This window comes from Vibrio sp. OPT18, assembly GCF_015163615.1.
Classification (GTDB): Bacteria; Pseudomonadota; Gammaproteobacteria; order Enterobacterales; family Vibrionaceae; genus Vibrio; species Vibrio coralliirubri.
Map to the genome: position 1 here is coordinate 53,136 of NZ_JADDYK010000023.1, position 22,933 is coordinate 76,068.

Sequence of the window (22,933 nt, forward strand, 5' to 3'; positions counted from 1 at the left end):
GCTAGATAAACACAAAGCAACCATCCCTGGTTGCTTTGAACGTTATTAAGACTCTTTGCTTAAAAACGCTCGAGTAAACGATATGTGGTTTATCTTGTACTTTGCTTGGCAATTCAAAATAAACTCTTTTAGATTCTCGCTAACAGGGAACACGCAGTGTACGTCTAGCCCTTCTAAGAATTGGTTATCAGCCATATCCCAAAAACTTTGCAGCGAGTTACAAACAATGGTTCTCATATCAATGTTGCTCTTTTTGCTGTTTATATTAACGAGCAGAGCTAATGTTAGCGTGCTGACCGTCAACGGGTATAGCAATCCGTGCAGTGACCACCTCAATGAGTTCTATATGACTATCGAGATGGCAATTCCAATAAAAACATTTGTTAAGATTATTAAAGCGTCTAAATTCTATACAATTATACGTGTGAGTGAAAGTGCATAGTTAATAAATCTCATATAGAAAACGATTACATTTGCAATTATTTTTCTGTCGAAGTGAGATTGTGCTCCAAAACTTTATTTATACGTTGAGCGCCAAGATTTTTGAGTTTCTCTGATAGTTGTATAACCCTTGTTTTTCCATCGGCAATTCATCAACCGCTATCTCGTAAAAACCCTGTTCACGGAACCAGTGAAGGCTGTGCGTAGTAAGGACGAAGATCTGGTCGATATCACGAGATTTTGATTGGTGGCGCATGTAATCCAGCAGTAATTGCCCACGGTTTCCATCGCGATAGTCAGGGTGAATCGCCACACACGCCATCTCTGCCATGTGATCTTCCGGATACGCGTATAGCGCAGCGCAGCCAATAATCAGACCGTCTTTTTCGATGATCGTAAAACGGTGAATCTCTTGTTCCAATTGTTCTCTTGAGCGACGAACGAGAATGCCTTGTTCTTCCAAAGGGCGAATAAGGTCAAAGATGCCACCAATATCGTCAATCTGAGCTTGTCTTACTTGCTCAGCACTCGCCATAACCACTTGGGTCCCAATACCATCAAAAGAGAACAGTTCTTGGATTAACGCGCCATCTACCTTGTAGCTGATTAGGTGACAACGAGGCACACCAGCACGACAAGCGGAGATAGCTCCTTTCAAGAAGCGCAGTGTTCCTGTGCTCATGTCTTCGGCAGGGTTTTGAGATTCCGTTAATCGTTCTAGAATTTGCTTGGCGTCTTTAGGGAAGAGTTCGGCGAGCACGTTACCGCGTTCATCTGTTACCCCTTGTTCGGAGCAAAAGCCAATTAGCTTGTCGGCCTTTAGACGAATAGCAACTTGGGTCGCAACCTCTTCAGAAAGTAGGTTAAAGCTTTCGCCTGTCACGGAGCTGGCAATAGGACCTAACAGTACAATTGAATCTTGGTCAAGCGTGCGATTGATCCCTTCGATATCGATTCGACGAATACGCCCGCTGTGGCAATAATCCGTACCGTCATCGACGCCAAGCGGCTGAGCGGTAATGAAGTTGCCACTCATCACATTAAGTTGAGTACCTGCCATCGGGGTGTTGTTCAAACTCATCGAAAGTCGAGCTGTGATGGCAAGTTGTAGTTGGCCTGCAGCTTGCATAGCGACGCCCAAAGAATATTCATTAGTGACTCTAATATTCTTGTGATAAGGCGTATGGCAATCTTGCTTGGTGAGCAATTGGTTGATCTGCGGTCTTGCCCCGTGAACGAGAACAATCTTTACTCCAAGGCTGTGGAGCAAGGCTATATCACTAATAATGTTACCAAAGTTCCTGTCGGCAACGGCTTCGCCTCCCAGCATAATGACCATGGTTTTGCCACGGTGAGCATTTACGTAAGGGGTTGATTGTCTGAAACCTTTTACTAGCGCTGTACTTCTTAATTTCACAGAACAAGCCCATTTTGTTTATTTATTCGATAATTTAGCATTTAAATTCAAATGTAAACAACACCTTTTTGGAATAAAGCGCAAACTATTCTTATCTAGGCTTCAATATATAAACTGTCTCAGTGTAGAATGCGCATAGCATCCTTATGAGTAGTCACCGAATGCAACAAGCTCCAGCAACAAAGAACAAAATCGATGAGATAACCAAAGGTCTCTACAGTGAAGCTGATCAGCGCAATCAATCTAAGTTGAAGCGTAAGATCATTGAACGCTGTTTAATGGTTCTAGCCTTGGTAGGTTCGTTTGCTGTGGTTTCTTTGTTTGGCGATGTGCTTTCTCGAGTGCAAGATGCGGCGACGCCCGACAATCTGATATACGGTACTTGGATAGAGCAGGATGTTGCACATTATGCGACGGATGAATTTGTTCTGAATGCTAATGGTGTGTCAGTTCGTGGGTCTGTTGTTTCGACGAGCTTTGACTTTGACGGTAACTACTTTGAATACAAGGCGGGAGATAAAACCTATCGCTTCCGCATGACCAATTCTGACAATACAGAAATGGTGCTCGATTCTGACAGTCACTACAATCCCATCTTCCGCCTTAAAGGCCATATCGATAACTCCGTCCGATAGGTTATCTTATTGTAAACTCTTACAATCTACGATTGTGTTATCTGACTGTTTTTGTCATCCTCGATGCATAGAATTTTTAGGATGACTCTTGTGATTAAAAAATGGCTTCCCCTAGTCGCTGCCTCTTTGCTATTTGGCTGTGCTCAACCCACTGATCTTGCTCAACAACACCTTGATGACGAATTTCCTCGTACCTTGAATAAGGTCGATCAGGTTGAATCCAATAAACCAAGAGACTACACCGCATTTGCAGAGCAAGCTGAGATGGTGGTTTCTAAATCCCCTTCGATGGCTAAAATCTATGATCCGCTTTATCAACAACTTAATGAGTGGGCGATGCTGAGTGGGGATCCAAGCGAGCTAGCGAATTTTGGCGTTCAAACTGCTCAACTAGGCGGTGGTGATAAACAAGGCAATGTTTTGTTCACTGGCTACTTTTCTCCTGTGATGGAACTACGCCACGAAGCGAATGAAGAATACCGTTACCCTGTTTACGGACTTCCTGAGTGTGGTAAAGAGTGTCCAACACGCGAAGAAATTTACAACGGCGCATTAGAAGGTCAAGGCCTTGAGTTAGGTTACTCTTCCAACCGTATCGACCCATTTATGATGGAAGTGCAGGGCAGTGGGTTCGTGCACTTCGGTGATGATGACACGCTGCAGTATTTCGCCTACGCGGGTAAGAACAATAAAGCTTATGTGAGCATTGGCCGTGTTCTGATTGAACGAGGCTTAGTTCCACGCGAAAAAATGTCGCTAAAAGCAATCAAAGAGTGGGTTTTGGCAAATGATCCTGAAGTAGTGAAAGAGCTGCTTGAGCAAAACCCATCTTTCGTGTTTTTTGAAGCGAGAGACGACCTATCTGTGATGGGCAGCGCGGGCATTCCTCTATTACCTATGGCGGCGGTTGCGGGCGATCGCTCTATCTTGCCTATGGGGACGCCGATTCTTGCTGAGGTTCCATTATTGAATGCTGATGGTACTTGGAGCGGTGCTCACCAACTAAGACTGTTACTTGTTTTGGATACGGGCGGCGCGGTTAAGCAAAACCATTTGGACCTTTACCACGGTATGGGCCCACGAGCGGGTACCGAAGCGGGTCATTACAAGCATTTTGGTCGTGTGTGGAAGCTCGGCTTAGATGGCAGCGCAACCGAAGCGCCTTGGGCTTTGCCTCCTGAAAAGGTTGAGTAAGCGACAATAAAATAGGGCATTGAAAGCGAATCGCTAATCCCCTAGACTTTTTATTCAAGAGTGCGTATAAAACGCACTCTTTTCTTTTTCTCAGAAATAAATTGGCGGCAACAATGCGTGAATTGACCACTCCAGCTTCAGAAAACTATGACCAACGATTTGGTGGCACCCGTCGCCTATATGGCAATAGTGAAGTCGATATACTTAGAGCAGCACACGTGTGCGTGATCGGTATTGGCGGTGTAGGTTCATGGGCGGTTGAAGCGCTTGCTCGTACTGGTTTAGGTGAGCTGACTTTGATCGATATGGATGACGTGTGTGTAACTAACATTAACCGTCAGATCCACGCAATGTCCGGTACCGTTGGTAAAAGCAAAATCGAAGTGATGGCAGAGCGCGTTAAGCTGATTAACCCTGAGTGTAAAGTTAACCTGATTGACGACTTTATTGGCCCAGACAATCAGGCTGAATACCTATCGAAAGAGTTCGACTTTGTGTTAGATGCGATTGATAGCATGAAAGCTAAGGCTTCACTGTTGGCATATTGTCGTAGCAACAAAATTAAGGTGATCACCACGGGTGGTGCGGGTGGTCAAATCGATCCTACTCAAATCAAAGTGGCTGATCTGACTAAGACGATTCAAGATCCGCTAGCGAAGAAGCTAAAAGATACCCTTCGTCGTCATCATAACTTCCCTAAGAATCCAGCACGTAAGTTTGGTATCGATTGTGTGTTCTCAACTGAACAGCTGAAATACCCTCAAGCTGACGGCAGTGTCTGTGCTGCGAAAGCGACAGCAGAAGGTCCAAAACGCATGGATTGTGCGACGGGTTTTGGTGCGGCAACGGTTGTAACGGCGACGTTTGGTTTTGTGGCTGTTTCACGTATTGTAGAAAAGCTGATTCAAAAGCACGCTAAGTAACGTCTTTTACTCAATTAACAATCGACTGGATATTAAAATGACCACATTCCCAAGCTCTCCATTCGGCACTGAAATTACCAGTGATGATATCGTCGCGAAGATGCAGACATTCAGCGGCTGGGAAGACCGTTATCGCCAAGTGATTCAATGGGGTAAGAAACTGCCAACGATGCCTGATGAACTGAAAAGTGAGCAGGTTGTAGTATCTGGTTGTGAAAGCCAAGTGTGGTTGGTTTCTCAGAATATCGATGGTGTTTGGCACTTTTGTGCTGATTCTGATGCTCGTATCGTGCGCGGTCTGATTGCATTAGTAATGGCTGCGTATGATGGAAAAACATCAGAGGAGGTTCAAGCGTTCGATATTGATGGTTACTTTGAACAAATCGGTCTAATTACCCACCTTAGCCCATCTCGCGGTAATGGATTAAAAGCGATTGTTGAGCAAATTAAGAACCTCGCTAGCTCGTAATTGTCTCACACCTTTTCATCGTAGCGCTTTAAAGAGATTCCAGATACTTCGTTCCTCAGTTCTGGAATGACGAATTCTAACTGTGTTTCGTCATTCCCTAAAGCGACGAAGGAGCGTAATAGGGAATCTCGTTTGGATAGTATTGCTATTAGAGATTCCAAATACTTCGTTCCTCAGTTCTGGAATGACGATTTCTAACTGTGTTTCGTCATTCCCTAAAGCGACGAAGGAGCGTAATAGGGAATCTCGTTTGGATAGTATTGCTATTAGAGATTCCAAATACTTCGTTCCTCAGTTCTGGAATGACGATTTCTAACTGTGCTTCGTCATTCCCTAAAGCGACGAAGGAGCGTAATAGGGAATCTCGTTTGGATAGTTTGCTATTTGAGGTTCCAGATACTTCGTTCCTTAGCTCTGGAATGACGATTTCTAACTGTGCTTCGTCATTCCCTAAAGCGACGAAGGAGCGTAATAGGGAGTCTCGTTTGGATGGTTTCCTATTTGAGGTTCCAGATACTTCGTTCCTTAGCTCTGGAATGATGACTGCTAATTGAGTCTCGCCATCCCCTAAAGCATATCAACGGCTTTTTCTATCGCCGCTACGAGCTTTTCAACATCATCCATGTTGTTGTAAATACCAAATGAGATTCGAACCGTTCCTTTCACATTAAGTGCATCCATTAATGGGTGAGCACAATGATGCCCTGCACGTACCGCGATCCCTTGCTGATCCAATAGAGTCGCTATATCTTGGTGGTGAACACCATCCATCACAAAAGTAATCACGCTTGCGTTGGGCTGATACCCCAAAACCTGAATGTCATCCAGTTTACTGAGCGCAAGGTAGGTCTCGTGTTGTAGTTGGTGGATATGATTTTCGACATCTTGTTGTACAAAACCACTTAACCATTCTATTGCGGTGCTTAGTGCTATGGCTCCTGCCACATTTGGCGTGCCCGCTTCGAATTTGCCAGGCAGTTCTGAAAAAGTAGTGCCAGAGAAAGAGACGCGCTCGACCATTTTGCCACCACCATGCCAAGGTGGCATCGCTTCTAACAATTCAAGCTTGCCGTAAAGCACACCGATGCCCGCAGGGGCATAGAGCTTGTGTCCAGAGAATACGTAGAAATCAGCGCCTAAAGCAGCAACATCAACTGATTCATGAACGATACCTTGTGCGCCATCGACTACCACAATTGCATTCATCTTATGTGCTTTCTCGATGACGGCTTCAATCGGCTGACGAGAACCCGTTACGTTGGTTATCTGAGCTAATGCAACAATCTTGGTTCGTTCATTTAAAAGCGTATCAAACGCGACTAGGTCAAATTCGCAATCCGATGTCATTGGTACTTTAACGACTTTAGCCCCGGTTTGTTCTGCCACAATTTGCCAAGGCACGATGTTGGCGTGATGTTCCATTTCACTCACTAAGATCTCATCGCCTGGCTGAAGGGTGCTTCTTGCGTAGGTTTGAGCAATTAGGTTGAGCGCCTCGGTTGCACCGCGAGTCCAGATGATCTCTTTTGAAGAGCTTGCTCCAATAAACTGAGCGACCTTATCTCTGGCAGCTTCAAACTGACTGGTCGCGTTCGCTGTTAAGCTATGGCTACCACGGTGAACATTGGCATTTTGTTTGGAGTAATATTGGCTAATGGCATCAATAACTACCTGAGGTTTTTGTGTCGTTGCCGCGCTGTCTAAGTAAATCAATGGTTGTTGATTGATGGTTTGTGATAGCGCAGGAAACTGCTCTCGGATGTGATTGATATCAAGCATCTATTCTTACCTAAAATCTTGGAAATTGGTGCCAGCGTTATGCTTAGCGGTATTGTTATTTTATCGCGACTTGTTGACCGTTGCTGACTAATCTTGATGATTCCAGCTATTTTCTTGCTCTTTGACTTGATCGAACAGCTTTTGGTTAACGGGAACTTCTATCTGATGCTTAAGCGCTGTTTTTATTAGGTGTCCAGTGATGAAGTCGATCTCTGTTTTGCGTTGGTAAAACATATCTTGCTTCATGGATGAGTTGTTTTGAGCTGTGGCTTGGATGACCTGTTTGACGCTTGCTTCTAACTCGTCGAGTGAACAAGTGATCTCTTCGGCCTGCATAACTTGTGTGAGCTCTTCAACGATAGAACTTAAAATACCCTCAAACCTTTGGTCTGCAAGTTCGCCGTTCTTGATTTGTTTCAACCCAGTGAGTGGGTTAATAGCACAATTGATGGCGAGTTTAGTCCAGAGCGCGGTTTTTATTTGTGGGTTCCAACTCACAGCGGGGAGAGCATGATCCAATACATCAACTAAAAACGTGCACTGCTGACCCGTTTGGTTAAAAGCACCCAATTGAGTTTGGCCTATTCCTGTGTGAGATACACTATTACGATCAGGTTTGAATGCTGCTTGGGTCGTGGTTGCCAATACTATCGGGTGAGCATTAATTTGGGTGGCGATGTTGTCGACCGCTCCCATTCCGTTATGCATGAACATGAGAATGGTGTCAGAGTCGAGGTATTGAAGTAACGGAGTGGTGGCTTCTTCTACTTGCCAAGCCTTGACTGTGAAGATCACTAAGTCACTCGTTGATAGCTTTTCGATATTGTTATTACTGAAGGAAAGTGAAGTTTGCTCATCAATTGTTAGGCCAATTGAGGCTTCAGGGGAGCGACTCCACAACGAGACATTATGACCAGCTTGAAGCAATTTAATCGCCCATAAAGAGCCGATAGCTCCAGGTCCAACAATAGTGATGTTCACAGCAATTCCGAGATAAGAAAGTGATGCTGCAAGGATAGCGAGGCATTAAATGAAAGCAATAAAAAATGGCACCCGAGGGTGCCATTTTGGAAACTTTCTTAGAAGTTCGATTAGAACTTGTAAGTTACTGCTACGTAGTGGCCTACGCCAGATGATTCAGCTTGTGTAGATGCATCCCATGGAAGGTTTGCGCCATCTTTAAAGCCGTATACATCGCTGTATAGTTTCAGGCCGTAACCAACTGCAAAGCGATCTGAGTGCCAGTAAAGACCGTTAAACATTGCGCCGCCGTTGCTTACTTGAGAGTACTCATCTTGCATACCGAATTGGTAATCGATGTAACCTTGGTAAGAGATGAATGAACCGTTCTCGAAGAAGTAGAATGGCTTAAACCAGTTAGTCGAAACTTGGAAACCGTTCCAGTCTTTGTTGTTTGAGTCGTATGTACCGTAAAGGTTTAGGCCAACTTTACCAAACCATGGAACCATTACGTCAGAACCAAGACCAACTTTTTGAGTGTTAACGCCAGAGTTACCACCCCATTCCATAAGCGTTGATACGTAAAGCTCTTGAACTGGACCGAAAGAAAGATCTTTACCTGTTAGCCCGTCAAGAGACATACGAGGAGCGAACTTCATGAAGATTTTTTCTTGGCCATTCTTATCACTACCTGGATCAGAAGTTAGGTTGAATACGTCAACGTAACCGTAAAGATCAAAGATTCCAGAGCGACCACCAAATTCCATCTCTAGGTAATCATGAGTAGACTCAGTAACGCCTTTCTCATTGAATGCACCCATAAGGTTGAATTGCATCCATTTGTAATCGTTCTTATGGATGTCGCCGTCAGAATAATCAGCTGCCATTGCTGGAGCAGATGCTGCTGCAAGTAGGCCAAGAGTTAAAAGTGATTTACGCATAATGGAACTCTCTATGTTTGAAATAAGTAACCCGCTAATCCGTGCGTGTTTATGATGTCCGAATGCCGAGCATAATAGCGATTTTGTTCTCAAATAAAAGTGAGACAGAGTGAAAACTACAATTATTAAGGTGAGACTGATCACACTAATGATCTAAATGATGGAACTTTAAGGTGGCAATGCATCTTGATGCACCTCTAATTCTATTGATTTTGTGAAATTCGATTATTTTGTGGATAAATAGGTGAAATACTGCGCTAAGCAAACGATTCTACTAATTAGAGTGACATGCATATCAAAATCAACAGTATTCCTTTCTAAGCGTTTTCTCTTAAAAAATGACTCATTCAAACCACCTCTTAATCTTGTCTTTGATCTATTTTTGACCAACAGCGTAATGAAGTTGGAATCAATTGATGGACAACTCATGTGATGACTGCCTAGGGATTTGAACCTAGCTACTTTTTGAATCACGGAGAATTAAAGACAGTTCACTGCACTAGATTTTGAAATACTTTTTAAAGATTAGTTATTGGACTAATCATTTGTGTGACGAACTGGTCTAACTTTTTTGGAGAGAAGACCAATGAAATATTCACCTATACTCGCTGTAGCAATTTCAGCCCTATTTATTGTTGGGTGTGATGACGACGATGAATCAACAACTCAACTACAAGCTGTACATGCATCGCCAGATGCTCCTTTAGCTAACGTTCTAGTCAATAGTCAGGCTCGTTGGAGCGATGTCGATTATGCTCAAGCATCCGGATACGCCTCCGTAGGTCAAGGACAGACAACTCTTCAAGTCGATGTCCAACTCCCAGGTGACGAAGTGGCCACTGTTATCCCTCAAAGCCAATTCGATTTAAGCGGTGACTTAGATTACACCGTGATGGTTGTAGGCGACGCCGATGGATCCAACAATCCTGTAGAGGCTTTGGTTGTTACTCGCCCTGCTGCAGGAACGGCAACAAGTTCAAGTCTAGATGTGCAAGTAGTACACGCGGCAACAGGAGTTGGCGATGTAAACCTATATGTGACAGGGCCGAGTGATCCATTGGGCGCACCGTTAGGGACTTTAGCTTATAAAGATTTTACTGACGTACTCAATATCCCTGCAGGACAATATCGTGTGAGATTAGAAACCGTGAGCGACAGTGCTATTGCTTTTGACTCTGGAGAAATCACTCTGTCTGGCGGCAGCGAGCTAACGATTGCGGCTGTGCCAAGAGCTGACTCCAATAGCGCTTCCCCAGTAAAATTGATGGTGATGGATGGTAGTGGATCATCGTTAATCTATGACATGGCAGAAACTGCCGAAGTAAGAGTCGGGCATTTGGTCGATGGCGCACCAGCTGTAGATGTATTTGTTAATTCTGCTAAGTTTGCTCCTCTTGATGGTTTAATGTTTAAAGAAATTCGCGGTTTCTTAGATTTAGCAGCAGACAGTTATGATATTGATATATACGAAACGGGAACGACGTCTCCGACATTTATTGATGTTGATGGATTAGCTGTATTTGCTGGCATGGATTACAGCATCTATGCGGTAGGGACAGTAAATCCACTGAATTTGGAACCTTTGCTTGTTCCTGAGAACCGTCGTCCGGTGGCGACCAGTGCGGTATTAAACATTACCCATGCTGCTGCTAACCCAATTGCGGCATCGGTGGACATCTACTTAACAGAAAACGTAGGTATCTCTGGTAGCACTCCGGCGTTAAGTGATGTGAAATTCAAAGATTATGCGAATGGCATTTATGTGGCAGCGGGATCTTACTTTGTGACGATAACGGTAGCGGGACAACCATCGGTTGTGGCGATTGATTCTGCGCCCGCAACCTTAGCTGATGGTGTGGTGTATCAAGTCGTGGCGATTGATGATTCGATGGGTACGGGTTTTAACCTAATTGTCAGTGAAACAACAGACTAGATCTGAAGACAGAACGTAGAAGAGGGTAGATCAATGCTACCCTCTTCTTATTTGTTTTCTTTGACTCTATTCTTGGTTAGTTTTGGCTTTCTCTAATAAATCCGTGAAAAAGTGGCGTAACGAGTAGAGCATGATCAAACTTGGAATCACCATAAGTGCGGTCAGTATAAAGAAGGTTGACCAATCATTGAGGTAATCGACCAATTCACCACTAAATGAAGCCAGTGTTGTTCGACCGAAGTTACCCAAGGACGCGAGTAATGCATATTGGGTTGCAGAGAAGGCCTGCCCGGTTAATAGCGTTAAGAAAGAGACAAAAGCTACTGTTGAAAAGGCGGTCGTGAAGTTATCGACAATAATCGTTGCCAAGAACAAGGTTTCACTTGGGCCTGCCTGAGCGATCCACGCAAACATTAGATTACTGGCTGCCATGGCAACACCGCCAATCATCAGTCCGCGTACAATGCCGAATTTCACATTGAAGACACTGCCTACCAAAGTGAAGAATATGGTTGCGCCCCAACCAATTAACTTCGAATAGTGGCCGATCTGTTCGTTACTAAAACCTATCTCTTTATAGAAGGTGATCGACATACGACCTAAGAAGGCTTCACCTATCTTAAATAGGAATACGAACAGCAGTAGGGTGATGGCAACTTGAACTCCGTTTCGTTTGAAGAAGTCATAAAACGGTTCTAACACGGTAACACTGAACCAAGCCACCACTTTCGAACCGATAACCTTATTGTGGCGTTGCTGAGCTTGTTCTTGCAGGGCTTCGCGTTGTGTGTTTGGCTCTCCGACAAAAAGCGTAAACAGCATTAGTACGACAACGACGCCTGCCATTCCGTAATACACACCATTCCAACCGATTGAGTCTGCGTTAATAAAGGCAAGGTAGCCTGGTAGAGAATACCCCGTCCACCAACCCATCACTGCCATTGCAGAAGCTTGCGGCAGTTTTGATGCTTCGGATTTTGGGAAGGTATCAATACGAAATGCATCAATCGCGATGTCTTGCGTGGCTGAGGCAATGGCAATAGCGAGCGCCAACATTGAAGTAAACGCCAAGTTCTCTGCGGGATTGACGCCTGCGATGAATAAGGTACCGATTAAAACAATGGTTTGGCAGAAAAAGATCCAACTGCGGCGCTGGCCGAGTATTGCGTGAAGCACCGGTAGTTTTACTCGGTCTACCAATGGTGCCCATAGAAAGTTAATCGCATACACGGCAAACACACTACCAAAGTAGCCGATGGCAGCACGCGTTAAACCTGCATCTTTTAGCCAACCAGACATGTTGGATCCAATAAGAACCCATGGGAAGCCACTCGAACAGCCGAGCATAAACACCCAAAGTAGGCGTTTATCTAGGTAGCTGCGGAAAGTCTGCATCCAAGAAAGAGAGGGAGTGCCTGATGACATAGGGCGTCCTTGTGTAGAAAAACGCCCTTAAGAAATAAGGGCGTTAGATTGGATTACTTAAGAAGGGTCACTTTAGTGATGACGATTGGGTCGACTGGGATGTCTGACATGCGGCCCATTCGTTTGGTTGGAATCGTTGCCATCTTTTGAACAACATCAAAACCTTCAGTTACTTTGCCGAATACAGCGTAGCCTGGGTTGCCACCTTTGGCGTTCAAGAAATCATTATCAGAGAAGTTAATGAAGAACTGACGAGTTGCAGAATCTGGCGCATTAGTACGAGCCATCGCGATTGTTGCTGTATCGTTCTTCAAGCCATTGCTGCCTTCATTCTTGATAGGAGCGTAAGTTGCTTGTTGATTCATCTCTTGATCGAAGCCGCCACCTTGCGCCATAAAGCCAGGAATAACACGGTGGAAGATAGTGCCTTCGTAGCTGCCGTCTGCAACGTATTTTAGGAAGTTCTCCGCGCTAACCGGTGCTTGTTCTTGGCTAAGCTCAATAGTGAAGTCGCCTAATGTTGTTTCCACGTTTACTTTAGGACCAGCCCAAACGCTCACACTCACTAGCATTAATGCGATAGAAGATAAAATACGACCCATTAGAAACGTTCCTTCATGTAAGTTTGTAGCTCTTGGTCGTTAGCGATCTCAGTAAGAACCAAGTTGATCACGTCATTAAGAACCATAGAGATGTCGTCGTTTGATGCGCTCAATGTACCAGTGCGCGTTGCAGTACCGTTGAATGTTTTAACTAGCTTGCCTTCAGGCGTTTCAGCGGTAACTTCAAGCGTTACTTTACCGTCCATTTTGTTTTCCATAATGGTGTGCTCTACGGTAACGAGTGCTTCTTGAATCTCTAAAACAATCGAGTTTTCACTGTTTACGCTCGCACGAAAACCTTGAGACTCTAACTGCTGTGCAACAGCATTTTCTAGAGAAATACGCATATTTTGCTTAGCGTGAATTGGCTGAATGTTTGAACGGCCACTATCAACCAATGCAACATATTGAGCGGCACGAACATCTTTACTGGTTAGTGTGTATGTTTTGCCTTGTACAAGGTTGCTTGAGCTTAGTGAAGCTTCCGGCATTACATTGATTTGTTCTTGCTGAGGGGCTGAACATGCTGTCAAAGCCATAATAGAAGCAGCCAAAATCAGTTTTTTCATTCCTTTATCCTTTCTAAATTCACACCAGAAGCTAGGTATCTTAAATTCTTGTGAAGTCGTTTCTGCTTATTTATTAAAATTCGCAGGTTCTCTTGTTGCTTGTAATATCTCAAATTTTTGGTTTAGTTCAAGCGTTTCAACGTTAGCTTCACCAAATAGTCTTGCTAGTTTGACATCGTATCCGAGGTGTCGGTTGCCAATAACAATTAATTTGCCTCCATTGCTAAGAACATGCTTTGCATCACAGAACATTTGCCACGCAATGTGATCCGTAATCGCTTGTTGCTGATGGAATGGAGGATTACACATCACTAAGTAGGTGCTGTTCTTCTTGAAGCCATCTAAACAGTTGTTGGCGATGAACTGGAAGTTGCCTTCTTCACCAAGGTTATCCTTGACGTTTTGGCGCGCCGATTCCACCGCCATAAAGCTTTCATCCACACAGGTGATACGAGCTTGTGGGTTCAATTGCCCTGCTTTTACACTCAATACGCCGTTGCCACAGCCAAGATCGATGATATGACGCAGCTCAGGATCTTGTGGGATGTGCTCTAGCATATAGCGAGCGCCCTGATCGAGTGCTTCCCCTGAGTAAACATTTGGTAAATTTTTCAATCGGATATCTTCACCGTCTACATCCCATTCAACAAAAGGCTCTACCGTTTGAATTGGCTGGCAGTTTGGAGACGAGAATACTAAGCGGTGTTTTTTCTTCGCTAGTGATGTTTTGGTTTCGCCTAGGTACTTTTCGAACAGGTTAAGCGTAGAGGTGTGAATCTCTTTTACCTTGTTGACGCCAATCACTTGGCAGCCTTCAGGCAATGCTTGGCGTAGCTGGCTCAATTGCCAGATTAGGTGACGATTTGTTTTTGGCAGCTGCATGATCACAAGATCGATACCGTGTGGGATATCATCCATCGTGTTCAAGAAGTTCACTCGGTTGCTTTGATTGCGCTGCAAGTTTTTCAGTGCGCCACGGTGAGAGATAAATGAGTCGCTCATCATCGTGACATCATGATCTTTCGAGAACCAAGTCGATAGGGCACCGAAGCTGTCGTTCATGATCAGGATATGCTTGCCAGGTTCAAGGTTCATCTCTTCAACATGACTGATCAGGTATTCGTCGCCCGCATCCCAAGCTTGAAGGGTTTCATTTGAACGTTTCGGGAAACGATGTAAGGTCAAAGTTCTGTCGTGAAGGGTAAGTTCGGTTTTCATTGCTTGAGATACTTATGTAAGAAATAACAAAGATATTGTCTCAAATGCAGGCTGAACAAGATAGAAAAAACTCAACCAAACCTATGCCATTCGCTATGAAATACTCAGACACTCGACCTGTTAGGGTTTATACTCACCCCACGGATAATGCCAATACGTTATTAAGGAATCACAATGATCCAAGAAGTTATCGAAACAAAATTGCACAATGAGTTTTCACCAAGTCATTTAAACGTGGTCAATGAGAGCTATAGGCACAATGTTCCGGCCGGTTCTGAGAGTCATTTCAAAGTGATTGTTGTCAGCGATGTGTTTGAAGGTTTGCGTCTTATTGCTCGTCATCGAGCGGTAAATAAAGCCCTTTCAGAAGAGCTAGCGAACAATATTCATGCATTGTCCATTCACACTTATACAAAAGATGAATGGATGAAGCAGCTCGATAACGTGCCAGATAGCCCGATGTGCATGGGCGGCGGTAAGTAAGAAAGCTTACGAATATAGAAGGGGTGGCTATGCCGCCTTTTTTGTCGTCAAATTCATCTGTTTTTCGTTGTTATATCACTCAAACTGATGGTAAATAGAACGGCTGGAAATACCTACAATGAGTAATGTTTTTATTAACAGTGTTTCAACATAACTCGTAAAATATTAGTTTGTGACAGAGTATTAATCTCTTGTTTAAAACACGATTCAAAAGCCAATTTATCTGTGCGGCTCGTCAAATTTATACATATTTGAGAGTCCATATGCTTCAAATCTCACCAAATAAAGGCCGTATTCAAGTTATTGGTCATGGCATCAAGTTGTCAAAAAATGCTAGAATACGGCACCTGATAAATCTCACATAATCTTTGTGATGAGTTTATTAATGTAATGTTGCGATTTTGGTATCTCAAATTTACCAAAACCGGACACTGTAATGTCGTGTCTAAGGGCGATTTTAAAACGTCCCGAATTTACGCAATTAAAAGAATCTTTTTCCCGATAAAGTAGTGCAAGTGCGTATGATTACAATAAAGAAGGGTTTGGATCTTCCTATCGCAGGAACTCCATCCCAGGTGATTAATGATGGTAAGTCCATCACTAAAGTCGCCTTGCTTGGCGAAGAGTACGTTGGTATGCGTCCTACGATGCATGCTCGCGTTGGTGATGAAGTGAAGAAAGGCCAAGTTCTTTTTGCAGATAAAAAGAACCCAGGTGTTGTATTTACTTCTCCAGCAAGCGGTAAAGTTATTGAAGTGAACCGTGGTGCTAAGCGTGTTCTTCAATCAGTAGTGATTGAAGTAGCAGGCAATGAGCAAATCACGTTCAATAGCTATGAAGCTAACCAACTAGTAGGCCTTGACCGTGATACGGTTAAAGCTCAGTTAGTTGAGTCTGGCGCATGGACCGCTTTGCGAACTCGTCCGTTCAGCAAGGTTCCAGCAGTTGATTCTGAAACTCAGGCTATTTTCGTTACTGCTATGGATACTAATCCGCTAGCAGCTGAGCCAGAATTAATCATTAACGAGCAGTCTGATGCTTTCGTTGCTGGTTTAGATCTTCTTTCAACTCTGACTAACGGTAAAGTGTACGTTTGTAAAAAAGGTACTAGCTTACCTCGTTCAGCTCAGTCTAACGTTGAAGAACATGTTTTTGATGGCCCACACCCTGCAGGTCTTGCAGGCACGCATATGCATTACCTATATCCGGTAAATGCACAAAATGTAGCGTGGAGCATTAACTACCAAGATGTTATCGCATTCGGTAAGCTTTTCCTTACTGGTGAGATTTACTCTGAGCGTGTTGTTTCTCTGGCTGGTCCAGTGGTGAACAACCCACGTCTAGTTCGTACTCAAATTGGTGCTAGCCTTGAAGAGTTGACAGACAGCGAGTTAATGCCAGGCGAAGTTCGTGTGATTTCTGGTTCTGTACTTACGGGTACTGAAGCAACAGGTCCACATGCTTTCCTTGGTCGTTACCATCAGCAAGTTTCTGTTCTACGTGAAGGTCGTGATAAAGAGCTATTCGGCTGGGCTATGCCTGGTAAGAACAAGTTCTCTGTTACTCGTTCATTCCTTGGTCACCTGTTTAAAGGTCAGTTGTTCAACATGACAACGACGACAAACGGTAGTGACCGCTCAATGGTTCCAATTGGTAACTACGAGCGCGTAATGCCTCTAGATATGGAACCTACATTGCTGCTTCGTGATCTATGTGCAGGCGACATTGATAGTGCTCAAGCACTTGGTGCGCTAGAGCTAGACGAAGAAGATGTAGCATTGTGTACCTTTGTATGTCCAGGTAAGTACGAGTACGGTCAACTACTTCGTGAATGCCTAGATACGATTGAGAAGGAAGGGTAATTTTCATGGGCCTTAAAAAGTTTCTTGAAGACATCGAGCATCATTTTGAGCCAGGTGGTAAACACGAGAAGTGGTTTGCGCTTTACGAAGCCGCAGCGACAGTGTTCTACACGCCAGGTCTTATTACAAAGAAAAGCTCGCACGTTCGTGATAGCGTTGATTTAAAACGTATCATGATCATGGTTTGGTTCGCGGTATTCCCAGCAATGTTCTGGGGTATGTACAACGCGGGTGGCCAAGCTATCGCAGCACTTAACCATATGTACGCAGGCGCTGAACTAGCATCTGTTATCAGTGGTAACTGGCACTACTGGCTAACCGAAATGCTCGGAGCCTCCTTAGGAGCCGATGCAGGTGTTGGCAGTAAGATGCTACTTGGTGCGACATACTTCCTACCTATTTACGCAACGGTATTCATCGTTGGTGGTTTCTGGGAAGTTCTGTTCTGTATGGTGCGTAAGCACGAAGTAAACGAAGGTTTCTTTGTTACTTCTATCTTATTCGCGCTTATCGTTCCGCCAACACTTCCTCTATGGCAAGCAGCACTAGGTATTACCTTCGGTGTTGTAGTCGCTAAAGAGATCTTCGGTGGTACGGGTCGTAACTTCCTGAACCCTGCACTTGCTGGCCGTGCGTTCCTATTCTTTGCATACCCTGCACAGATTTCAGGTGACGTAGTTTGGACTGCTGCAGATGGTTTCTCTGGTGCAACTGCTCTTAGCCAATGGGCTCAAGGCGGCGGTAGCGCACTAATGAACGTAACATCTGGTGAAGCAATCACTTGGATGGACGCATTCATTGGTAACATCCCAGGTTCTATCGGTGAAGTATCGACTCTAGCACTTATGATTGGTGCAGCGATGATCGTCTACATGCGTATCGCTTCATGGCGCATCATTGCTGGTGTAATGATCGGTATGATTGCTGTGTCTACGCTGTTTAACGTGATCGGTTCTGATACTAACGCAATGTTCAGCATGCCTTGGCACTGGCACCTAGTTCTAGGTGGCTTCGCATTCGGTATGTTCTTCATGGCGACTGACCCAGTATCAGCTTCATTTACCAACAAAGGTAAGTGGTGGTACGGCATCCTAATCGGCGCAATGTGTGTAATGATTCGTGTAGTTAACCCTGCATACCCAGAAGGCATGATGCTTGCGATTCTATTCGCAAACCTATTTGCTCCTCTGTTTGACCACGTTGTAATCGAGAAGAACATTAAGCGGAGACTAGCACGCTATGGCAAGTAATAACGATAGCATTAAAAAGACGCTGTTTGTTGTTATCGCATTGAGCCTAGTGTGCTCAATCATCGTTTCAACAGCTGCAGTTGTTCTTAAACCTAAGCAACAAGCTAACGCGGTTCTGGATCAGCAAACTAAGATCCTTGAAGTTGCGGGCATTGAACTTGCGGGTAATATCCCTGAACTGTACGCAGAGAACATTGAACCTCGTCTAGTTGATTTCGCTACTGGCGATTTCGTTGACGGCGATGCTGCTGCATACGACCAACGTAAAGCGGCAAAAGATCCAGCTCAGTCAATCAAGCTTTCAGCTGAAGATGACATCGCTAAGATCCTTCGTCGTGCTAACACGGGTACTGTATACCTTGTGAAAGATGGCGCTGAAACTTCTAAAGTTATCATCCCTGTTCACGGTAACGGTCTATGGTCAATGATGTACGCATTCGTTGCGGTAGAAACTGATGGCAACACAGTTTCTGGTATCACTTACTACGAGCAAGGTGAGACTCCTGGACTTGGTGGTGAAGTTGAGAACCCAACTTGGCGCGCTCAATTCGTTGGTAAGAAATTATTCGACGAAAACCACAAACCTGCTATTCAGGTTGTTAAAGGTGGCGCTCCTCAAGGTTCTGAGCACGGTGTAGATGGCCTTTCTGGTGCAACACTGACTAGCGTTGGTGTTCAACATACATTTGACTTCTGGTTAGGTGATATGGGCTTTGGTCCGTTCCTAGCAAAAGTTCGTGACGGAGGTCTGAACTAATGTCTAGTGCAAAAGAAATTAAAAAGAGCATCTTAGCGCCGGTGTTGGACAACAACCCAATCGCGCTACAGGTTCTTGGTGTGTGTTCTGCTCTTGCGGTAACCACTAAGCTAGAAACAGCATTTGTTATGACTATCGCGGTAATGTTCGTTACTGCTCTGTCTAACTTCTTCGTTTCTTTGATCCGTAACCACATTCCTAACAGTGTGCGTATCATCGTTCAGATGGCAATTATCGCATCATTAGTAATCGTGGTAGACCAAGTGCTTAAAGCATACCTATACGATATCTCTAAGCAGCTATCTGTATTCGTAGGCCTAATCATTACTAACTGTATTGTAATGGGTCGTGCTGAAGCATTCGCAATGAAGTCTGCACCAATCCCATCTCTAATCGATGGTCTTGGTAACGGTCTTGGTTACGGTTTCGTTCTTATCACTGTTGGTTTCTTCCGTGAGCTTCTAGGCTCTGGCAAACTATTTGGTATGGAAGTACTACCTCTAGTGAGCAACGGTGGTTGGTATCAGCCAAACGGCTTGATGCTTCTAGCACCTTCTGCATTCTTCCTAATTGGTTTCTTGATTTGGGCAATTCGTGTGTTCAAACCAGAACAAGTAGAAGCGAAGGGGTAAGGTAGTCATGGAACATTATATTAGTCTGCTAGTTAAATCGATTTTCATCGAAAACATGGCGCTTTCTTTCTTCCTAGGTATGTGTACATTCCTAGCGGTATCTAAGAAAGTTAAAACTTCTTTTGGTCTTGGTGTTGCGGTAGTTGTAGTACTTACAATCGCTGTTCCTGTAAACAACCTTGTTTACACACACATCCTGAAAGAAAACGCGCTTGTTGAAGGTGTCGATTTAAGTTTCCTTAACTTCATCGCATTCATCGGTGTTATCGCGGCACTTGTACAAATCCTAGAGATGGTTCTAGACCGTTTCTTCCCACCTTTGTACAACGCACTAGGTATCTTCCTTCCACTGATCACAGTTAACTGTGCAATCTTTGGTGGTGTATCTTTCATGGTAACTCGTGACTACAACTTTGCTGAATCTGTTGTTTACGGCTTCGGTTCTGGTGTGGGGTGGATGTTAGCTATCGTTGCTCTTGCGGGTATCCGTGAGAAGATGAAGTACTCTGACGTACCTCCAGGTCTTCGTGGCCTTGGTATCACGTTCATTACTGTTGGTCTGATGGCGTTAGGCTTTATGTCTTTCTCTGGTGTTCAACTGTAGGGTAAGCACCCAGTAATAAGGAATAACAAATGCAAAGCATTATTCTTGGCGTAGCGATGTTTACCATTATTGTATTGGCTCTAGTACTAGTGATTCTTTTCGCTAAGTCTAAGCTAGTACCATCAGGTGACATCACTATTGCTGTAAACGGCGACCCTGAAAAGGCGATCGTTACTCAACCTGGTAGCAAGCTACTTGGTGCCCTAGCTGGCGCTGGTATCTTCGTATCTTCTGCTTGTGGTGGCGGTGGCTCTTGTGGTCAGTGTCGTGTAAAAGTTAAGTCTGGTGGTGGCGACATCCTTCCAACTGAACTTGATCACATCACAAAAGGTGAAGCTCGCGAAGGCGAACGTCTTGCATGTCAAGTTGCTATGAAAACTGACATGGAGATTGAACTAGACGAAGATATCTTTGGTGTTAAAAAGTGGGAATGTACTGTTATCTCGAATAACAACGAAGCTACTTTCATCAAAGAACTTGCTCTAGCGATCCCTGAAGGTGAAGAAGTTCCGTTCCGCGCGGGTGGTTACATTCAGATTGAAGCTGAACCACATCACGTGAAATACGCAGATTACGATATTCCTGAGGAATACCGTGGTGACTGGGATAAGTTCAACTTGTTCCGTTACGAGTCTATCGTTAAAGAGCATTCGATCCGTGCTTACTCTATGGCTTCATACCCAGAAGAGAAAGGCATCATCAAGCTTAACGTGCGTATCGCAACTCCGCCACCAAACAACCCTGACGTAGCTCCTGGTGTGATGTCTTCATACATCTGGTCTCTTAAAGAAGGCGACAAATGTACTATTTCTGGTCCATTTGGTGAGTTCTTTGCTAAAGACACAGACAATGAAATGGTATTCATCGGTGGTGGTGCAGGTATGGCGCCAATGCGTTCACATATCTTCGACCAACTTAAGCGTCTTAACTCTACTCGTAAGATGTCTTACTGGTACGGTGCACGTTCTAAGCGTGAGATGTTCTACATTGAAGATTTCGATGGCCTAGCGGCTGCAAACGAGAACTTCGTGTGGCACTGTGCTCTGTCTGATCCTCAACCAGAGGACAACTGGGACGGTTACACAGGTTTCATCCACAACGTATTGTACGAAAACTACCTGAAGGATCACGAAGCTCCTGAAGACTGTGAGTACTACATGTGTGGTCCACCAATGATGAACGCGGCTGTTATCGGCATGCTGAAAGATCTTGGTGTAGAAGATGAAAACATCCTACTAGATGACTTCGGTGGTTAATCCATTTAAGTGATTGATATTATGGCTGACTCTCACGAGTCAGCCATTTGTTTTTCTAAGACTATTTTTGACAACATACTGGCTTATATAAGAAAGAGTAAGGCATTCAAAATACCTATTTTTTACTCTTATTTTTCCTTATATAAATCCTCAACATTAGACAGGAGTAAGCAAGTGAGAATTTGGCTTGTTGCATTAACTTCTTTGATTTTTCTTGCGGGCTGTGAGCAGGCAAGAGAGCAAGTGCATTTAAGTGGCCCAACAATGGGTACCAGTTACAACATTAAATACATCAATGGTGATGAATTTCCTGAGTCTAATGAAGTTCATACTGAGATCGATCGTCTACTTGAAGAAGTGAATGATCAAATGTCGACTTACCGTGAAGATTCAGAGCTGAGCCGTTTCAACCAACATAAAGGCGCGGACGCATTCGAAGTCTCTGAACAAACCGCTATCGTTGTGAAAGAAGCGATTCGTTTGAACGGTCTTACTGAAGGAGCGTTGGACGTTACGGTTGGTCCATTAGTTAATCTGTGGGGCTTTGGTCCTGAAGCTCGTCCGGAAGTGGTTCCATCAGATGAAGAGCTTGCTGCTCGTAAAGCTAAAGTTGGTATTCACCACTTGAGCGTTGAAGGCAACAAGCTAACTAAAGACTTGCCTAATTTGTACGTCGACCTGTCAACCATTGCAAAAGGTTGGGGCGTTGATGTTGTTGCTGATTACCTTGATTCAATTGGTATTCACAACTACATGGTAGAAGTAGGCGGTGAAATCCGTTTGAAAGGCCTAAACCGTGAAAGTGTAGGCTGGCGTATTGCCATCGAGAAACCAAGTATTGACGAGCGCAACATTCAAGAGATCATCGAACCTGGTGATATGGCGATCGCAACGTCTGGTGACTACCGCAACTATTTTGAGCGTGATGGTGTTCGTTACTCACACATCATCAACCCAGAAACAGGAAAGCCTCTTCATCATAAAGTGGTTTCTGTGACTGTTTTAAACCCGTCTTCAATGACTGCAGACGGCTTATCTACAGGCCTTATGGTCTTAGGTGAGGAAAAAGGAATGGAAGTCGCAAACCAACATAACATCCCAGTGTTCATGGTGGTAAAAACAGCAGATGGCTTTAAAGAAATTGCTTCTGAAGCATTTAAGCCATACTTAGGTAAATAAGGTAAGCGAGATAATTATGAATACATTTCTGATTACATTTGGTGTTTTTCTTGCAGTAATCGCAGCGATGTCAATTGGCTACATTATCCAAAAGAAAGTTGTGAAAGGTAGCTGTGGCGGTTTGGGTGCTGTTGGTATTGATAAAGTATGTAACTGCCCTGAACCTTGTGACGCGCGTAAGAAGCGTGAAGCACGTGAAGCTTACCGTGAAGAGAAGCTGGCTGAGCGTCAACAAAAAGAAGCGGCTTGGAGTAAAGACCGTATCGCTTAATTGGTGACAGTCATAAGGGGTAGAGTTATCTATGCCCTTAAATTGAAAAGCTCAAGATTATCGTCTTGAGCTTTTTTGGTTTTGAGGCTTAGTCATTTATCTTGGCAGATTAACGATGGAAACAAAAGCGAAT

24 protein-coding genes are annotated in these 22,933 nt (G+C 44.2%); 15 read left to right on the top strand and 9 right to left on the bottom strand.

The features are described from left to right. Positions 1 to 45: 45 nt before the first annotated feature. The gene (locus IQQ51_RS04615; protein ID WP_004735192.1) at positions 46 to 237 is read right to left on the bottom strand and encodes a hypothetical protein; all 192 of its coding nucleotides are present in this window, start codon (positions 235 to 237) and stop codon (positions 46 to 48) included. Between the two features lie 283 nt (positions 238 to 520). Then, positions 521 to 1,858: an amino-acid N-acetyltransferase gene (argA, locus tag IQQ51_RS04620; RefSeq protein WP_193840494.1), complete on the bottom strand. Its 1,338-nt coding sequence runs from the start codon at positions 1,856 to 1,858 to the stop codon at positions 521 to 523. 161 nt (positions 1,859 to 2,019) lie between these two features. On the opposite strand from argA, the gene IQQ51_RS04625 reads away from it, so the two are divergent. The 5 genes from IQQ51_RS04625 (at position 2,020) to IQQ51_RS04645 (ending at position 5,633) form a co-directional block, all read left to right on the top strand. After that, a complete protein-coding gene (locus tag IQQ51_RS04625; RefSeq protein ID WP_048615251.1) occupies positions 2,020 to 2,493 on the top strand; it encodes a DUF2850 domain-containing protein in 474 nt (157 codons plus the stop codon). An 81-nt stretch (positions 2,494 to 2,574) separates the two neighbouring features. After that, positions 2,575 to 3,687, top strand: coding sequence for a murein transglycosylase A (mltA, locus tag IQQ51_RS04630; protein WP_193840495.1), 1,113 nt, complete (start codon positions 2,575 to 2,577; stop codon positions 3,685 to 3,687). 113 nt (positions 3,688 to 3,800) lie between these two features. Next, complete coding sequence (gene tcdA, locus IQQ51_RS04635) at positions 3,801 to 4,610, top strand: tRNA cyclic N6-threonylcarbamoyladenosine(37) synthase TcdA (RefSeq protein ID WP_017059899.1); 810 nt, start codon at positions 3,801 to 3,803, stop codon at positions 4,608 to 4,610. Positions 4,611 to 4,647: 37 nt separating this feature from the next. Further along, positions 4,648 to 5,079 (top strand): cysteine desulfurase sulfur acceptor subunit CsdE, encoded by a 432-nt coding sequence (gene csdE, locus IQQ51_RS04640; protein WP_059021301.1) that lies wholly within the window; start codon positions 4,648 to 4,650, stop codon positions 5,077 to 5,079. Between the two features lie 368 nt (positions 5,080 to 5,447). After that, on the top strand, positions 5,448 to 5,633 hold the full coding sequence (locus IQQ51_RS04645) for a hypothetical protein (protein ID WP_193840496.1): 186 nt from the start codon (positions 5,448 to 5,450) through the stop codon (positions 5,631 to 5,633). Between the two features lie 13 nt (positions 5,634 to 5,646). Here IQQ51_RS04645 and csdA read toward each other — a convergent pair whose 3' ends face one another. From csdA to IQQ51_RS04660, 3 genes are all read right to left on the bottom strand, one after another. After that, positions 5,647 to 6,858: a cysteine desulfurase CsdA gene (gene csdA, locus IQQ51_RS04650; RefSeq protein ID WP_193840497.1), complete on the bottom strand. Its 1,212-nt coding sequence runs from the start codon at positions 6,856 to 6,858 to the stop codon at positions 5,647 to 5,649. 87 nt (positions 6,859 to 6,945) lie between these two features. Then, positions 6,946 to 7,839, bottom strand: coding sequence for a 2-dehydropantoate 2-reductase (panE, locus tag IQQ51_RS04655; protein WP_193840498.1), 894 nt, complete (start codon positions 7,837 to 7,839; stop codon positions 6,946 to 6,948). Positions 7,840 to 7,949: 110 nt separating this feature from the next. After that, the gene (locus tag IQQ51_RS04660) at positions 7,950 to 8,759 is read right to left on the bottom strand and encodes an outer membrane protein OmpK (protein ID WP_193840499.1); all 810 of its coding nucleotides are present in this window, start codon (positions 8,757 to 8,759) and stop codon (positions 7,950 to 7,952) included. Between the two features lie 586 nt (positions 8,760 to 9,345). Here IQQ51_RS04660 and IQQ51_RS04665 point away from each other — a divergent pair. After that, positions 9,346 to 10,692 carry a DUF4397 domain-containing protein gene (locus tag IQQ51_RS04665; RefSeq protein ID WP_193840500.1) on the top strand — a complete coding sequence of 449 codons (1,347 nt, stop codon included), beginning with the start codon at positions 9,346 to 9,348 and terminating at the stop codon, positions 10,690 to 10,692. 66 nt (positions 10,693 to 10,758) lie between these two features. Here IQQ51_RS04665 and IQQ51_RS04670 read toward each other — a convergent pair whose 3' ends face one another. The 4 genes from IQQ51_RS04670 to IQQ51_RS04685 form a co-directional block, all read right to left on the bottom strand. Beyond that, positions 10,759 to 12,117, bottom strand: coding sequence for an AmpG family muropeptide MFS transporter (locus IQQ51_RS04670; RefSeq protein WP_193840501.1), 1,359 nt, complete (start codon positions 12,115 to 12,117; stop codon positions 10,759 to 10,761). 53 nt (positions 12,118 to 12,170) lie between these two features. Beyond that, the gene (locus IQQ51_RS04675; protein WP_193840502.1) at positions 12,171 to 12,719 is read right to left on the bottom strand and encodes a peptidylprolyl isomerase; all 549 of its coding nucleotides are present in this window, start codon (positions 12,717 to 12,719) and stop codon (positions 12,171 to 12,173) included. Then, entirely contained in the window at positions 12,719 to 13,288 is a 570-nt protein-coding gene (locus tag IQQ51_RS04680; protein WP_193840503.1) for a YajG family lipoprotein, read from the bottom strand. The genes IQQ51_RS04675 and IQQ51_RS04680 overlap by 1 nt, the downstream gene beginning before the upstream one ends. A gap of 66 nt (positions 13,289 to 13,354) precedes the next feature. Next, positions 13,355 to 14,506 (bottom strand): methyltransferase, encoded by a 1,152-nt coding sequence (locus IQQ51_RS04685; protein WP_048607983.1) that lies wholly within the window; start codon positions 14,504 to 14,506, stop codon positions 13,355 to 13,357. A 174-nt stretch (positions 14,507 to 14,680) separates the two neighbouring features. Here IQQ51_RS04685 and bolA point away from each other — a divergent pair, with 174 nt between their 5' ends. The 9 genes from bolA to nqrM all read left to right on the top strand — a co-directional run bounded on the left by bolA (position 14,681) and on the right by nqrM (position 22,800). After that, positions 14,681 to 14,989 carry a transcriptional regulator BolA gene (bolA, locus tag IQQ51_RS04690; RefSeq protein ID WP_193840504.1) on the top strand — a complete coding sequence of 103 codons (309 nt, stop codon included), beginning with the start codon at positions 14,681 to 14,683 and terminating at the stop codon, positions 14,987 to 14,989. Positions 14,990 to 15,510: 521 nt separating this feature from the next. Then, positions 15,511 to 16,851: a Na(+)-translocating NADH-quinone reductase subunit A gene (locus tag IQQ51_RS04695; protein ID WP_032549021.1), complete on the top strand. Its 1,341-nt coding sequence runs from the start codon at positions 15,511 to 15,513 to the stop codon at positions 16,849 to 16,851. A 5-nt stretch (positions 16,852 to 16,856) separates the two neighbouring features. After that, on the top strand, positions 16,857 to 18,101 hold the full coding sequence (locus tag IQQ51_RS04700) for an NADH:ubiquinone reductase (Na(+)-transporting) subunit B (protein ID WP_017067139.1): 1,245 nt from the start codon (positions 16,857 to 16,859) through the stop codon (positions 18,099 to 18,101). Next, a complete protein-coding gene (locus tag IQQ51_RS04705; protein ID WP_019823841.1) occupies positions 18,091 to 18,858 on the top strand; it encodes a Na(+)-translocating NADH-quinone reductase subunit C in 768 nt (255 codons plus the stop codon). Before IQQ51_RS04700 ends, IQQ51_RS04705 begins: the two co-directional genes overlap by 11 nt. After that, positions 18,858 to 19,490, top strand: coding sequence for an NADH:ubiquinone reductase (Na(+)-transporting) subunit D (locus tag IQQ51_RS04710; RefSeq protein WP_008223083.1), 633 nt, complete (start codon positions 18,858 to 18,860; stop codon positions 19,488 to 19,490). The genes IQQ51_RS04705 and IQQ51_RS04710 overlap by 1 nt, the downstream gene beginning before the upstream one ends. A gap of 7 nt (positions 19,491 to 19,497) precedes the next feature. Beyond that, complete coding sequence (nqrE, locus tag IQQ51_RS04715; protein WP_009848375.1) at positions 19,498 to 20,094, top strand: NADH:ubiquinone reductase (Na(+)-transporting) subunit E; 597 nt, start codon at positions 19,498 to 19,500, stop codon at positions 20,092 to 20,094. A gap of 29 nt (positions 20,095 to 20,123) precedes the next feature. Further along, a complete protein-coding gene (gene nqrF, locus IQQ51_RS04720) occupies positions 20,124 to 21,350 on the top strand; it encodes an NADH:ubiquinone reductase (Na(+)-transporting) subunit F (protein WP_017631923.1) in 1,227 nt (408 codons plus the stop codon). Positions 21,351 to 21,524: 174 nt separating this feature from the next. Beyond that, positions 21,525 to 22,529 (top strand): FAD:protein FMN transferase, encoded by a 1,005-nt coding sequence (locus IQQ51_RS04725; protein ID WP_048607978.1) that lies wholly within the window; start codon positions 21,525 to 21,527, stop codon positions 22,527 to 22,529. Positions 22,530 to 22,545: 16 nt separating this feature from the next. Next, positions 22,546 to 22,800, top strand: a complete 255-nt coding sequence (gene nqrM, locus IQQ51_RS04730; RefSeq protein WP_009848378.1) for a (Na+)-NQR maturation NqrM — start codon at positions 22,546 to 22,548, stop codon at positions 22,798 to 22,800. Positions 22,801 to 22,933: the final 133 nt, after the last annotated feature.